Raw genomic sequence first — 14,427 nt, 5'->3', positions numbered from 1 at the left:
ACTATGCTGCGGTGGGTCCGAACCATCCGCACAGCTCAGTTGTACGGCCCCCCAACATCCCGAGGAGCCCTCGTGGTCACCGACGCAACCAAGAAGCTCAGAGAGCCGGTCGCGTACATCCTGCTCGCATTCGCCGGCCTGCTCGTGCTGGCCTCGCTGATCCGGCTGTTCGTCGGCGGCGCCGGCTTCACAGCCGCCGCCGGAGGCGTGCAAGGCATACTCACCCCGCCCTCGTTCAGCGCGCTCCTGCTGCTGGTCGCCCTGGCGGGCGCGGTCTGGCTGGTGAGCGAGGCCGGTGAGCGGACGCCGAACGCCCGTACCGTGGCCCTGGCCGCGCTGGTGATCACCGGTGTGGCGCTGCTGGTCGGCCTGATCACGGCGTTCGCGGGCTTCAACGAGACCAGCACCGCCGGTCTGAAGGTCGTGGGCTTCATCTACGCACTCGCCGGCCTGGCTCTGTACGGTGCCGCCGGTCTCTACATCCTCAAGACGTACCAGGCGCTGCCGGCGCCGGTCCGTGCGCCCAAGCCGGGTCAGTTCGCGCCCCAGGGCCAGCAGGGCCAGTACGGCCAGCAGCAGTACGGCCAGACGGCGCCGTACGGTCAGCAGCAGGGTGGCTACGGCCAGCCGCAGGGCCAGTACGGTCAGTACGACCAGGGCCAGGGCCAGTACGGCGGGTACGGCGCGGCAGCCGCAGGCGGCGCGGTCGGTGGCTACGCGGCGGCGCAGGGCGACCAGCAGCAGTGGCCGCAGGAGCAGGGCTGGAACCAGGGTGAGCAGCAGGCCTGGTCAGCCGGCGAGGCCGAGGCACAGCAGCACGCGGACCCGCAGCAGCAGCCGGCCGAGCAGGCCTGGTCGGCCGAGGGCCAGGGCGTCGAGCCGACGCAGGCGTGGAGCTCCGAAGGCCAGCAGCAGTGGAGCGGCCAGGACCAGGGCCAGCAGTGGCCGCAGGAGCAGCAGTGGGGCGGCGCCGACGCCGGCCAGCAGCAGTGGAGCGGTCAGGACTACGGCCAGCAGCAGCCGCAGGGTCAGCAGGAGTGGGCCGGCCAGGGCGAGCACGCGGTCCGGGAAGAGGGCTCGCACGAGGCGCCCGAGGCCCAGCAGGCGCCGTGGCCGCAGGAGCAGGCCTGGCAGGCCGAGGAGGCTCCGGCCGCCGAGGCGGCCCAGCCGGAGCAGCCGGCCACCGAGGCGGCTGACGAGACCCGGGTCGACCCGCGGGTGACCGAGCCCGAGAAGGACGAGCAGAACCCGCAGCAGGGTCAGGGTCAGCAGGGCTGGTGGTCCCAGCCTTCCTGAGGCTGACAAGCAGCAAGCCCTTGCCGAGGTGGCCGTGGAACTACTTCACAGCGCCTCGCCCGGGCGTCGACGGATGCGGGAGGCCTGTGTACGCAGGCCTCTCGTTCTTTTGCAGCCGTGTTGCGGATGACGCCAATAGCAGACCACAGCTTGACTTTCGTGGATTGCAGGAATGTAATTTCAATCGTGTCGTTCGTTGACACTCGGTATCGGGGACCGTTTTCAGCACACAGAACGGTCGAGGTCAGGCATGTGGGACCGCAAACCCACATGTACAGGGGAACGAACAGGGTCGAGGAGGTCGTACCGTGACAGAGGGCCTGATGGCGATTGTCGACGGTGAGGCGATCGAGGAGGAGCCGAACTGGCAGGAAAGGGCACTGTGCGCCCAGACCGACCCAGAGGCTTTCTTCCCGGAGAAGGGCGGTTCCACGCGTGAGGCGAAGAAGGTCTGCCTCGGGTGTGACGTGCGGGGCGAGTGCCTCGAGTACGCACTGCAGAACGACGAGCGCTTCGGGATCTGGGGCGGGCTGTCGGAGCGGGAACGCCGCAAGCTGAAGAAAAAGGCCGTCTGACGGTCACTACCCGGCACACAACTTCACACGAACTTTCCGCGAGGCCCCGGGGACGACCAGTCACCGGGGCCCGCGGCTTTTCTGGGCTTCGGCGTACGGCTGTATGGTGACCCAGACCGTCCGTAACCATCGAGGTGTCACAGCTCCGTATGGAACAAGAAGCTCCGGCCGGCTGGGAGTTCTTCGACTCTGTCGACTTCCCGACCGATCACATCGACGACCCGATGGGCCGCCCGCGGGTTCGGCACGTCGTCACCGCGGTGGTGGTCGGGCATGAAGGTGCCGCCTGGCTGCCGCGGCTGTCCGAGGCGCTGTGGGCGCTCAACCCACGCCCGGACCGGCTGATCGCGGTCGACACCGGATCCACCGACGAGACGGCCGAACTGCTGGCCGCGATGCCCGGCGTCGAGCCGGTGGTCAGCGTGTCCGCCCGGACCGGTTTCGGTACGGCGGTCGCCCGCGGCATCGAGGCGGTCGGCTTCGCGCCGATCCCGTCGCCGTACGGCCCGTACGGCGACGACGCGCAGATGCCGGTGGTCGAGTGGTTGTGGCTGCTGCACGACGACTGCGCGCCGGCCCCCAAGGTCCTCGAGAAATTGTTGCTCCAGGCCACCATCTCGCCGGATGTCGGGGTCTGGGGCCCGAAACTGCGGCTCTGGCCGCGCGACCGCGAACTGCTCGAGGTCGGCGTCACCACCTCACTCGGCGGCCGCCGCGACACCGGCATCGAGAACGGTGAGCTGGACCAGGGTCAGCACGACCAGCCGCGGAACGTCCTCGCGGTCAGCTCGGCCGGCATGCTGGTCCGCCGCGACGTCTGGGAGGCGCTGCACGGCTTCGACCCGCGGCTGCCGATGTTCCGCGACGACATCGACTTCGGCTGGCGCGCCAGCCGGGCCGGCTACCAGGTCGGCGTCGCGCCGGATGCGGTCATCTACCACGCCCAGGCCGCCGCGACCGGCGAGCGCGCGCTGGCCGGCACCCGTCGGCACGCCTATCAGCTCGACCGTGCGCACGCGTACTACACCGTGCTCGCGAACGCGCCCGGCAAGCTGCTCCCACTGCTGATCCTGCGTTTCCTGCTCGGCACTGTGCTGCGCTCGATCTGGTTCCTCCTCGGCAAGACACCCTCCGGTGCGGTCGACGAGTGGACCGCCCTGCTCGGCACCTTGCTGGCCGGTGGCTGGACCCAAGCCCGCAAGAGCCGCCGCCACCTCGACCAAGTCCCGTACGACGACATCAAGGGACTGTTCTCCCGGTCGGTGCACGCTCTGCGGCACAACCTGGAAGAGACCACCGGCACGATCTCCGAGCGGATCCGCGAGGCCTGGGCGGACGAGCCCGAGGAGCAGGTCGTCACGACCGCTCGCAGGGCCAAGTCCACCGCCCGGGTCGCCACCGATCAGCCGCGCTGGCGTCGTCAGCTGATCCGCCGCCCGTTCCTGGTCGCGTGGGTGTTCCTGGCGATCGGTGCGTTGATCTCGGCCCGCAGTCTGATCGGTAGCGGCACACTGCGGTCCCACCTCTTGCTGCCGGCGCACGAGAGTCTTGGTGCGCTCTGGCATGCCGCGGCTTCGGGTCCTCCCGGTGTGACGCCTCCTGCCTGGCTGGCGCAGTTCTGGGCGTTCTCGACGGTGACGTTCGGCCCGGGTGGAGCGACGAACCTGCTGTTACTCGGTGCCGTCCCGCTCGCCGCTCTGGCCGCGTGGGCGTTGCTGCGTTCGTTCGTCGTGGACCGGATGGCGCGGGCGTGGGGCGCGGCGGCGTACGGGCTTGCCGTGTTCACGAACGGCGCTATCAGCCAAGGCAGGATCGGGACCTGTGTGGCCGCAATCGTGCTGCCGCTGCTCGGTGCTGCCGTGCACACCGTCGCCCGGCGGCGTCGTGTGGTCATTCAGGGCAGTTGGCGGGCCGCATGGTTCGCCGGAATCTGCCAGGCCGTGCTCTTCGCCTTCACTCCGGCGCTGGGACTGCTGATCAGCGTCCTGCTGGTCTTCGGTGCGGTGCTTGGCCTCGGCTGGCGCCGGCAAGGTCGCCAGTTGGTGTTCTCCGTCGTACTGGGTCTGTTGCTCGTGCTGCCGTGGACGATCCAGTTGGTGCTGCACCCGTCGCGCCTGGGGCAAGAGGCCGGTGGTCCGCCCACTGCCGCGATCGGTCCGGGCGACAGCCTGCAGCACCTGCTCACGGGTACGCCGATAGGTGGGCCGACGCCATGGTGGTTCGCCGTACCGCTGATCCTGGTGGCGTTGTTCAGTTTGCTGCGTCAGTCTCGGCAGCGGTACGAGTTGCTCGGGTGGTTCGCCGCAATGGCCGGCCTGGCCGGGACGCTGGTCGCGAGCCGGCTGGGTGGTGGCAGTGGGCCGCTGATGTTCCTGATGACGGCCGGCTGGATCATCGCGGTGACGGTCGCCTGGGACTCGGTCGGTAGGTCCACCGACATCATCGTGCAGGGCATGCTCGGGATCGTGCTGGTGACGACGATCGTGACGGCCGGGTTCTGGCTGGTCCGTGGGATGGACGGTCCGCTGTGGCGCGGGCCTGCTCAGGACCTGCCGGCGTACCTGATGTCAGCACAGGACCCGCCCGGGAACCAGTCGATCCTTGTTGTCCGCAAGGAGCCGGGCGGCGAGATGCGGTTCTCGCTGGTGAAGGACGGCGGCCCGCGGATGGGCGCGCTGGAGGCCGCGCCGACGGCGGAGCAGACCAAGCCGATCACCGAGGTGCTGTCGACCCTGGGTGGCGGTGGCACGGGTGAAGAGGGACGGCAGTTGGCCGGACTGGCAGTCGACTACGTCTACCTGCCCGCTCCGGTTGATCCGACCTTGCAGTCGACGCTCGACTCGCTGCCCGGTCTGACCCGGGCCAGTGCGAACGACGGCGACGCGTCATGGCTGGTGGACCGATCGAAGGTGGAAGGCAGTTCGCCCTTGCAGGACCAGACCCACACGCTGTGGCGACTGCTCGGCATCATCGGCTGGATCATCGCTCTGATCTTCTGCCTGCCGACAGTGCGCCGTACTGCCCCCGTCCCGCACGGCACCCATGCGAGGAGGGACCGGTGAGCCGGTTGCTGTCGGACCCGCGGATCCGGCTCGGAGTTTGTGTGCTGGCGATGGCCGTGATCGCCGGCCTTGCTGTGGTGACCCACCCCAAGGAGCCGAACACCCGACCACAGGACGCTGCCGCGCCGGCACCCACGATCGTGAACCGTACGGCGTTGTCCTGCCCGGTGCTCGCCGCCGGCGGCAAACTCGCGAGCGTTGTGAACGCGGTGTCCCCGACACTGCCGGAAGGCACTCCGACCGCGTCGGGCAGCGATGCGCCGCTGTCGATCACCCCACTGGCGGCCACAGCCAATCCGGTCGGTTCGCTGCTCGTGCGCGGCAAGATCGGCTCGACCACTCCGGCCACCAAGCCGGTGCCGTTGACGATCCACGGCACCGGACCACTGGCCGCCGGCACTGTCGGCACGAGTACGACGACCTCCACCGAGGGAGTGAATCGCGGCATGGCCAGCGTGCCGTGCCAGCTGCCCGGTTCGGATTTCTGGTTCGTCGGTGCATCCGGAGCAAGCGACCGGCGCGACGTGCTGGTGCTGACGAACCTGGACAGCATCAACGCAGAGGTCAACGTCACCGTGTACGCGCGGAGTGGTCCGCAGGACCTGCCTGCCGCGCGGGGGATCGTCGTACCGGCGCGAGGGACGTTCGAACTGTTCCTCGGCCAGATTGCGGCCAACCTGCGGGACGTCGCCCTGCATGTCGAGTCGACCGGTGGACGGGTGGCACCCGCGGTGCGGAGCAACCCGACCACGAACGGCAAGCCGGCTGGTGTGGACTGGCTGAACGCGTCGGCTCCGCCCGCGACCAAGGTGTTCGTGCCGGCCTCGGCGCCGGGTGCGGGAACGCGGTTCCTGTCGGTGGCGAACCCGTCGGACCTGCAGGCGACCGCCAGCCTGACCGTGAACGGGCCGAACGGCCCGTTCAAGCCGGCCGGTCTGGAGACCGTGGAGATCGCGGCCGGGTCGGTGAAGACGTTCAAGCTGGACACGGTGCTGAACGGCGATGCCAGTGCGATCACCCTGTCGTCGGACCAGCCTGTCACCGCGTCGATGCGGATCTCGGACAAGAGTGGCGAGGACTTCGCGTCGATCGGGTCGGCCGAGGCGCTGATGGGACCGGCGTACCTGGTTCTGCCCGCACACCAGCAGCCGGCTGTCCTGCAGGTGACCGCACCGGGGAAGACCGGGAGCGTGAAGCTCGAGCTGCGGGATCTGGCCGGACGCGTGCTGCAGACACGGGCCGTCGATGTCGTCGGTGGCGCGACCACTCCGATCTCGTTCGCGGCGCAACCGCGGGCGACGTACCTGATGGTCGAGCAGACGCGGGGCACGGTCGTGGCCGGCGTCACGCTGATGCCCGCGGCCAAGCCGGGCGACGACGACGTGGCTCAGGTGGCTGCCTGGCCGCTCAACACCTCACTGGTGTTCCGGGCTCAGCTGGGCGCTCAGCCGGACCTCACCGCAGCCCTGCGGTGAGGTAGGTCAGCCTTCGGAGGTGTTCGCGCCGGGGTCCTGGAGCATTCGCAGGTGACGTCGGCGGGCGATCTCGACCGGTGCGCCGGGAGTGCCGGTGCCCGGCTCTCGGCGGGGCAGGGGCCGCGCGGCCTCGCGGACCGCGTTGGCCAGGGCTTCCAGGTCGTCCGAGGACGGTCCGGCCGCGGCCGGGTCCGGAGCGAGCCGGATGACTTCCCAGCCATTCGGTGCCGTCAGCCGGTCGGCGTGGTCGGCACACAGGTCGTAACAGTGCGGTTCGGCGTACGTCGCCAGTGGGCCGAGCACACACGTGGAGTCCGCATACACATAGGTGAGCGTCGACACAGCCGGTTTATGACAGGCGGCGCGCGAACAGATCCTGGCGATGCTCACGACCAGACGTTACCCCCACTAGGCTGAGCGCGTGACCGAGGCTCGCCGTCATCGCAGGCACATCGACCGCCACGGGCGCGGCATGCTCGGCCCGATCAGCCGGCCGAGCCGGTTCGCGCCGCGGGGTCTGCCGCTGCAGCGGGCCGCCGCGGCCCAGTTCGACGAGGTGGTCGCGATCGAGGTGACCCGGCTGGAGAAGCGGCTGCCGCAGGTCGTCGCCCGGGTCGAGTTCGCGATCGAGGACGTGCCGAACCTGGAACTCGACGAGACCGAGATCCCGCTCACCCACGCCAGCGGCGGTACGTCGCACGAGCCGTACCGGATCGTGGTGTTCCGGCGTCCGATCGAGCTGCGCGCCGAGCGCTCGGGGGCCGGCCTGGCTTGGCTGGTCCGGTCCGCGCTGGTCCTCGAGCTGGCCGACGTACTCGCGCTCTCCCCGGAGCAGATCGACCCGGACTTCGACGCCGACGAGGATTGAGCGCGGCCGACACGCCCGACGGGCAAAACCACTCGCACCACTGGTGTTCGAACCTGTTTCGTACTGTGGGAAGGGGTTTGTGACCATCGTTGTCAATGCGAGAGGATCGTCGGTGTGAACGATCAAAAACTGCGCGTCGGAGTTGTCGGGCTGGGATTCGCCGGGCGGACGGCCCTGGAGGCGTTCTCCGAGCTGCCGGATGTCGAGGTGGTCGCGCTGGCCGGGCTGGAGAAGGACATCCTGACCAGCCTGGGCGAGAAGCACGGCGTACCGCATCTCTACGAGAAGTGGGAGGACCTGCTCGAGACCGAAGGCCTGGAAGCGGTCAGCATCGGCACGCCGACGCAGTTGCACGCCCCGATCGCGCTGAAGGCGCTGGAGAAGGGCCTGCACGTGCTGTCGGAGAAGCCGCTGGCCCGGACGGTCGCCGAAGGCACCGCGATGGTCGAGGCCTCCAAGGCGGCCGGCCGGGTGCTCAAGGTCGTCTTCAACCACCGCGAGCGTGGTGACGTCGCGGCGCTGAAGCACCAGATCGACGAGGGTCAGCTGGGCCGGATCTACTACGCGAAGGCGCACTGGATGCGCCGCAACGGCATCCCGGGCATGGGGGGCTGGTTCACCAACCGCGAGCTGTCCGGTGGCGGGCCGCTGATCGACCTCGGCGTCCACATCCTCGATCTCGCGCTGCACCTGATGGGCGAGCCGCAGGTGACCACGGTCTCCGCGGACACCTTCGCCGAGCTCGGTCCGCGCGGCAAGGGCAGCGTGAGCAGCACGGAGCGGCCGACCGTCGACACGCTCGGGTCGAAGTTCGAGGTCGAGGACCTGGCGACGGCGTACCTGCGGCTGCAGGGCGGCGGGGCTCTGCAGCTGGAGACCAGCTGGGCCACCTTCCGCGCGCCGGGCGACAACTTCGGCATCGAGCTGTTCGGCACCGAGGGCGGCGCCAAGATCGAGGTGCAGAACTACACCACGGTCGACACGCTGCGCATCTTCACCGACGTCGCCGGCGTACCGGCCGAGGTGAAGCCCGCGACCGGCGCCGGCCTCGGCCACCGCGCCGTGGTGCGGGAGTTCGTCCGGATCGTCCGCAGCGGCGACTGGGAAGGTCAGAACGGGTCCGAGGCGCTGCTCCGGACCGAGGTCATCGACGCCTGCTACGCCTCGGCGAAGGCGGGACGAGAGGTTGTGCTGCATGACTAACCCGATTCGCGTCACCGTCTGGGGCGAGAACGTGCACGAGGGCCGCGACGAGTCCGTGCGCAAGATCTACCCCGACACCATGCACGGCACCATCGCGGCGGCGCTGCGGACCAAGCTCGGCGAGGACGTCGTCGTCAGGACCGCCACGCTGCAGGACCCGGAGCACGGGCTGACCGAGGAGGTGCTCGCCGACACCGACGTACTTACCTGGTGGGGTCACGCGGCGCACGGCGACGTCGACGACGCGATCGTCGAGCGGGTGCAGCGGCACGTGCTGTCCGGGATGGGCCTGATCGCGCTGCACTCGGCGCACTTCAGCAAGATCTTCATCCGCCTGATGGGCACCACCTGTTCGCTGGACTGGCGGGCCGAGAACGACCGCGAGCTGATCTGGACGGTCGCGGCCGGGCACCCGATCGCGCAGGGCATCCCGCACCCGCTGGTGATCGAGCGCGAGGAGATGTACGGCGAGCTGTTCGACATCCCGCAGCCCGACGAGCTGGTGTTCGTCAGCTCCTTCACCGGCGGCGAGGTGTTCCGCTCCGGCTGCTGCTACCGCCGCGGCCAGGGCCGGGTCTTCTACTTCCGGCCGGGTGACCAGGAGTTCCCGACCTACCACCAGCCGGAGGTCCAGCAGATCATCGCCAACGCGGCCAAGTGGGCGGCTCCTTCGAGCCCGCGGCAGCTGCCGACCGTGCACCACCGCAAGGACATCGGCTGGTTCGACCGAGCCTGAGATACGAATCTCGACGTGGGCCGGATAGGGTCCACGCATGGTTGACGTTGCTGCGATCTTCAAGGCGTACGACGTACGTGGGGTCGTCCCGGACCAGTTGGACGAATCGGTGGCCCGGGCGACCGGCGCCGCGTTCGTCGAGGTCCTGGACGTTCTCGGTGGCCCGGGGGCGGTCGTGGTCGGTTACGACATGCGACCGTCCAGCCCGGGGCTGGCGGCCGCGTTCGCCGAGGGGGTGACCAGCACCGGCGCGGACGTGATCGACATCGGGCTGGCCTCCACCGACCTGCTGTACTTCGCGTCCGGCCGGCTCGATCTGCCCGGCGCGATGTTCACCGCCAGTCACAACCCGGCGAAGTACAACGGCATCAAGATGTGCCGTGCGGGCGCCGCGCCGGTCGGCTCCGACTCGGGCCTGCGCGACATCGCCGACCTGGTCGCCAAGGCCCTGGTCGATGGCCCGGCGACCGGCACCGCGGCGGGCCACGTCCGCCACAAGGACCTGCTCACCGCGTACGCCGACCACCTGCACGACCTGGTCGACCTGAGCGGGATCCGCCCGCTCAAGGTCGTGGTCGACGCGGGCAACGGCATGGGTGGCCACACCGTCCCGGCCGTCTTCGCTTCCGGACCGGTGACGATCGTCCCGCTGTACTTCGAGCTCGACGGCAACTTCCCGAACCACGAGGCCAACCCGCTGGACCCGAAGAACCTGGTCGACCTGCAGGCCAAGGTGCGCGAGGCCGGCGCCGACCTGGGCCTGGCCTTCGACGGCGACGCCGACCGCTGCTTCGTGGTGGACGAGAAGGGCGAACCGATCTCGCCGAGCGCGATCACCGGGGCGGTCGCCGTCCGGGAGCTGGCCAAGCACCCCGGCTCGACCATCCTGCACAACTTGATCACCTCGAAGGCGGTGCCGGAGCTGATCACCGAGCACGGCGGCACACCGGTGCGGACCCGGGTCGGGCACTCCAACATCAAGCAGAAGATGGCCGAGACCGACGCGGTGTTCGGCGGCGAGCACTCCGCGCACTACTACTTCCGGGACTTCTGGCGGGCCGACACCGGCATGCTGGCCGCCCTGCACGTGCTGGCCGCGCTCGGTGAGCAGGACAGGCCGGCCAGCGAGCTGTTCGCCGAGTACGAGCGGTACGTCGCGTCCGGCGAGCTGAACAACAAGGTCGAGGACGCCGCGGCGACCGTGGCCGCGATCGAAGACATGTACGCCGGCCAGGACGGGATTACCGTTGACCATCTGGACGGTCTGACCGTGTCGGCGGGACAGTGGTGGTTCAACGTCCGTGCGTCGAACACGGAACCGCTGCTGCGGCTGAACGTCGAGGCCGCGGACCGCGCCACCATGGAGCGCGTCCGCGATGAAGTACTGGCCCTGATCACCGGTGCATCGGTGGAGGAGAACTGAATGGCAGTCAATCTGGACCCGGACCTGCTGAGCATCCTGGTCTGCCCGAAGTGCCGGTCGGAGTTCCGCGTGGACGACGAGGCGAACGAGCTGGTCTGCACCAACAGCGCCTGTGCCCTGGCCTACCCGGTCCGGGACGACATCCCGGTGCTGCTGATCGACGAGGCCCGGGACACCCGGGCAGAACAGTCTGAGACCGCGGACAACTGATGAGCCAATTCGACGACACGCGGCTGGATGATCTGGCCGCACTGCGGGCGGCGGACCACCTGCTCCGCCGGCTCGCGATGGCCGGGGCGCGGGTCCGGGCCGAGCTGGAGGCGGCCGAGGAAGCGCTGGCGAAGGTGGAGTCCGACGGCTTCCGGCCGCGGGCCGTCGTGGCCGCCGGCCGGGATGCCCGGCTGGTCCGCGCCGTACTGGAGCCGGTCTGCCCGGTTCCGTTCCTCGCCTGGCCCGGTCCGGGGCTGCCCGGGTGGGCCGGTCCGCTGGACCTGGTGGTCATCCTGAGCGGCGCCACCGAGGACTCGGAGGCGGTGTCGGCCGCCGGTGAAGCGGTCCGGCGGGGCTGCGGTCTGGTGGTGGCCACTCCGGCGGACTCACCCGTGGCGATCGCGTCGGCCGGCCTGCGGCACGCCATCCGGCTGCCGTCCCAGTCCGACGACCAGTTGGCGTCGGCTGTCGCCGTACTGCAGGCCCTGCATCAGATGGAGCTCGGTCCGGAGGTGGACCACAAGGCGGTCGCGGCGCAGCTGGACGAGGTCGCGATCGAGTGCTCACCCAACAACGACGTGGCGTCCAACCCGGCCAAGGACCTGGCTCTGGTGCTGGCCGACGCACTGCCGCTGGTGTGGGGCGGCTCTGTCCTCGCAGCCCGTGCCGCACGGCGTGTGGTCGAGTCCATTCGGCTGGCGAGTGGCCGGCCCGCTTTGGCTGCCGACGCGGGCCACCTGCTGCCGGTGCTCAGCCAGCCGCCGCGGGATCTGTTCGCAGACCCGTTCGACAAGCCGGAGGAGCTGCGGCCGGCTCTGATCATCCTCGACGACGGTGTGGACGACCCAGGCGTCGCCGAGCACCGACGCAAGCTGGAGTCCAAGGCCGAGGCTCACGACGTGCGGGTGCACGTGGTGAGGCAGGCCGACGGCACCGACATCGCCCGGTACGCCGCTCTGAGCCAGCACGGCCGCTATGCCGCCGCGTACCTGGGGATCGGCCTCGGCCGCTACGGTACGGCGACCGATATCGACCCGGACGAGCCAGGGAATCCCTCGGAGGACCCAGCGTGGTAGTGCGGCTGCAGAACACCATCCGGGACTATGCCTGGGGATCGCTGACCGCGCTCCCCGAGCTGATCGGCGTGGAGCCGGACGGCAAGCCTCAGGCCGAGCTGTGGATGGGCGCGCACGAGTCCGCACCGTCGGTGCTCCCGTCCGGTGACTCCTTGTACGACGTGGTGTCCGCTGGGCCCAGCGACGTACTGGGGGCGGAGACGGCAGAGCGTTTCGAGGGCCGGTTCCCGTTCCTGGCCAAGTTGCTGGCGGCCGGGCAGCCGCTGTCGATCCAGGCGCACCCGTCGCGGGAACAGGCGATCGACGGGTACGCACGGGACGAGGCCGCCGGGATCCCGCGGGACGCGGCCGACCGGAACTACAAGGACGCCTGGCCGAAGCCGGAGATCCTGATCGCGCTCGAGCCCTTCAACGCGCTGGTCGGGTTCCGGCCGCTGCACAGCACCGTCGCCCTGCTGGACGCACTGGCACCGGAGGGCTTCGACGAGCTCACGGATCTGCTCCGCAACGGCAAGTTGCAGGACGCGTTCACGCAGTTCATGAGCGCCGACCGGGACTCCATCCGGCCGCTGGTCGCCGCGCTGGGCGAGGCCGTGGCGCGGTACACCGGCAAGGCGTTCGGTTTGGAGCGGGAGTCGCTGGCGAAACTGTGCGCCGACTTCCCGGACGACCCCGGCGTACTCGCCGCCCTGTTGCTGAACCGGGTGCGGCTGGAGCGGTTCGAGGCGGTGTATCTGCCGGCTGGGAACGTGCACGCGTATCTGCAGGGGCTCGGGTTCGAGGTGATGGCGAACTCGGACAACGTGTTGCGGGGCGGGCTGACGAGCAAGCACATCGACGTACCGGAGCTGGTGTCGGTGGTCGACTTCGAGCCACTGGCCGATCCGGTGCTGACCGCGACAACGGTGGCTGATCGAGTAGCGACGTACGAGACCGGTTGTGAATACTTCGCCATCCACCGGGTGGAGCTGGACGGTGACGAGCGGACGGTCGACGGCGTCGGACCGCGGATCATCTGCTGCGTCGCCGGGACGATCGATGCTCTCGGCAAAGAATCCGCTGTGACGTTGTCCACCGGTCAGTCCGCGTTCGCCGCGGGACCCGAGGGACCCTGTATCTTGCGTGGTTCCGGCACGGCGTTCGTCGTGTCCGCGCGCTGATTCCCGACGGAGGACCTGGAGACATGGCTGGTGGCGGTAACAAGGCCGTCGTGGCGGCATTGCTGGCGAACACCGGGATCGCGGTCACCAAGTTCGCCGCCTGGGCGCTGACCCAGTCGGCCTCGATGCTGGCCGAGGCGATCCACTCGCTCGCCGACGCCGGCAACCAGGTGCTGCTGCTGGTCGGCGCCAAGCGGGCCAAGCGGGAAGCCGACGAACTGCACCAGTTCGGGTTCGGCCGGGAACGGTACGTCTACTCGTTCATTGTCGCGATCGTGCTGTTCAGCGTGGGTGGTCTGTTCGCGCTGTACGAGGGCTGGCACAAGGTGCACGATCCGCACCCGATCGAGAACTGGAAGTGGGTCCCGATCGCCGTCCTGCTGATCGCGATCGTGATGGAGTCGTTGTCGTTCCGGACTGCGATCATCGAGGCGAACAAGCTGCGGGGACACGTGTCCTGGACCAGGTTCGTCCGGAACGCGCGGGCGCCGGAGCTGCCGGTGATCCTGCTGGAGGACTTCGCGGCCCTCACCGGCCTGGTGCTGGCGCTGATCGGAGTCAGCCTGACGCTTGCCACCGGCAACGGTGTGTTCGACGGCCTGGGCTCGATGTCGATCGGTGCGCTGCTGGTCTGCGTGGCGATCTTCCTCGCGATCGAGATGAAGTCACTGCTGCTCGGTGAGTCGGCGACCCGCGAGGCGCAGCAGAAGATCGTCGACGCGATCGAGAACACCCCGGGCGTGCAGCGGCTGATCCACATCAAGACCCTGCACCTCGGCCCGGAGGAGGTCCTCGTCGCCGCGAAGGTCGGGGTCGAGCCGACCACCGACGCGGCTGTCGTGGCCGAGACCATCGACGCGGCCGAACGCGCCATCCGCGAGGCTGAGCCGACCTCGGTCCACATCTACCTCGAGCCCGACGTCTACCACGAGAACCACGTCCCCGACGAACGCCCCGCGGTCCCCGAGGCGCCCTCCCACTAACGCGGTTTGGGTGGGAGGACGCCGGAGCGGCCGAGCCAGCGGAGGGCTCGGTCGCGGTCGATCTGGGACTGGGTGGGCGGCGCGCTGAGGCGGCCGGTGCGGTAGCCGAGGTTGCGGATGTCGGCCGCAACGGACGGTTCCGCGAGCGCCTTGAGGGCGAACGCCAGCGCTGCCGGCGTCACGTCGTACCGGCGTTCGAGGTCCAGTGCGAGCTGGACGGCCGCCAGGTCGCGGTCGTCGTACTGGCGTTGGGCGGTGTGCGCGCCGCGTGAGCGCGGGAGCAGGCCGAGAGCCTCCCGGTAGCGCAGCATGCGCGGGGTGGTACCCAGTCGGCGGGCGGCCTCGGTGATGCGCATACGA

General features: G+C 69.6%; 14 protein-coding genes. 12 read left to right on the top strand and 2 right to left on the bottom strand.

Annotated elements, in window-relative coordinates; genetic code table 11:
• Positions 1-72: 72 nt before the first annotated feature.
• The 4 genes from AB0E63_RS09925 to AB0E63_RS09910 all read left to right on the top strand — a co-directional run bounded on the left by AB0E63_RS09925 (position 73) and on the right by AB0E63_RS09910 (position 6,408).
• A complete protein-coding gene (locus AB0E63_RS09925) occupies positions 73-1,296 on the top strand; it encodes a hypothetical protein (protein ID WP_360363758.1) in 1,224 nt (407 codons plus the stop codon).
• Positions 1,297-1,604: 308 nt separating this feature from the next.
• Positions 1,605-1,871, top strand: a complete 267-nt coding sequence (locus tag AB0E63_RS09920) for a WhiB family transcriptional regulator (RefSeq protein WP_132150138.1) — start codon at positions 1,605-1,607, stop codon at positions 1,869-1,871.
• Between the two features lie 149 nt (positions 1,872-2,020).
• Complete coding sequence (locus AB0E63_RS09915) at positions 2,021-4,933, top strand: glycosyltransferase family 2 protein (RefSeq protein WP_360363756.1); 2,913 nt, start codon at positions 2,021-2,023, stop codon at positions 4,931-4,933.
• Positions 4,930-6,408: a DUF5719 family protein gene (locus tag AB0E63_RS09910; RefSeq protein ID WP_360363754.1), complete on the top strand. Its 1,479-nt coding sequence runs from the start codon at positions 4,930-4,932 to the stop codon at positions 6,406-6,408. The genes AB0E63_RS09915 and AB0E63_RS09910 overlap by 4 nt, the downstream gene beginning before the upstream one ends.
• Before the next feature lie 6 nt (positions 6,409-6,414).
• Here AB0E63_RS09910 and AB0E63_RS09905 read toward each other — a convergent pair whose 3' ends face one another.
• Entirely contained in the window at positions 6,415-6,798 is a 384-nt protein-coding gene (locus tag AB0E63_RS09905; RefSeq protein WP_360363752.1) for a DUF3499 domain-containing protein, read from the bottom strand.
• Positions 6,799-6,829: 31 nt separating this feature from the next.
• Here AB0E63_RS09905 and AB0E63_RS09900 point away from each other — a divergent pair, with 31 nt between their 5' ends.
• From AB0E63_RS09900 to AB0E63_RS09865, 8 genes are all read left to right on the top strand, one after another.
• A complete protein-coding gene (locus AB0E63_RS09900; RefSeq protein ID WP_360363750.1) occupies positions 6,830-7,276 on the top strand; it encodes a metallopeptidase family protein in 447 nt (148 codons plus the stop codon).
• Between the two features lie 114 nt (positions 7,277-7,390).
• A complete protein-coding gene (locus tag AB0E63_RS09895) occupies positions 7,391-8,479 on the top strand; it encodes a Gfo/Idh/MocA family oxidoreductase (protein ID WP_360363748.1) in 1,089 nt (362 codons plus the stop codon).
• On the top strand, positions 8,472-9,215 hold the full coding sequence (locus AB0E63_RS09890) for a ThuA domain-containing protein (protein ID WP_360363746.1): 744 nt from the start codon (positions 8,472-8,474) through the stop codon (positions 9,213-9,215). The genes AB0E63_RS09895 and AB0E63_RS09890 overlap by 8 nt, the downstream gene beginning before the upstream one ends.
• Before the next feature lie 37 nt (positions 9,216-9,252).
• Positions 9,253-10,638 (top strand): phosphomannomutase/phosphoglucomutase, encoded by a 1,386-nt coding sequence (locus tag AB0E63_RS09885; protein WP_360363744.1) that lies wholly within the window; start codon positions 9,253-9,255, stop codon positions 10,636-10,638.
• Entirely contained in the window at positions 10,639-10,848 is a 210-nt protein-coding gene (locus AB0E63_RS09880) for a Trm112 family protein (protein WP_360363742.1), read from the top strand.
• Positions 10,848-11,924, top strand: a complete 1,077-nt coding sequence (locus AB0E63_RS09875; protein ID WP_360363740.1) for an SIS domain-containing protein — start codon at positions 10,848-10,850, stop codon at positions 11,922-11,924. The genes AB0E63_RS09880 and AB0E63_RS09875 overlap by 1 nt, the downstream gene beginning before the upstream one ends.
• The gene (gene manA / locus AB0E63_RS09870; RefSeq protein WP_360363738.1) at positions 11,918-13,084 is read left to right on the top strand and encodes a mannose-6-phosphate isomerase, class I; all 1,167 of its coding nucleotides are present in this window, start codon (positions 11,918-11,920) and stop codon (positions 13,082-13,084) included. The genes AB0E63_RS09875 and manA overlap by 7 nt, the downstream gene beginning before the upstream one ends.
• Before the next feature lie 23 nt (positions 13,085-13,107).
• The gene (locus AB0E63_RS09865) at positions 13,108-14,067 is read left to right on the top strand and encodes a cation diffusion facilitator family transporter (RefSeq protein WP_360363736.1); all 960 of its coding nucleotides are present in this window, start codon (positions 13,108-13,110) and stop codon (positions 14,065-14,067) included.
• Here the strand turns inward: AB0E63_RS09865 and AB0E63_RS09860 are convergent.
• Positions 14,064-14,423, bottom strand: coding sequence for a MerR family transcriptional regulator (locus AB0E63_RS09860; RefSeq protein WP_360363734.1), 360 nt, complete (start codon positions 14,421-14,423; stop codon positions 14,064-14,066). The two genes, AB0E63_RS09865 and AB0E63_RS09860, sit on opposite strands and share 4 nt — an antisense overlap.
• Positions 14,424-14,427: the final 4 nt, after the last annotated feature.

Source organism: Kribbella sp. NPDC026596 (genome assembly GCF_040638415.1).
In the GTDB taxonomy this organism is placed as follows: domain Bacteria; phylum Actinomycetota; class Actinomycetes; order Propionibacteriales; family Kribbellaceae; genus Kribbella.
The sequence above is the reverse complement of the archived record's forward strand: the minus strand, read 5'-3'. Positions and strand labels throughout refer to the sequence as shown.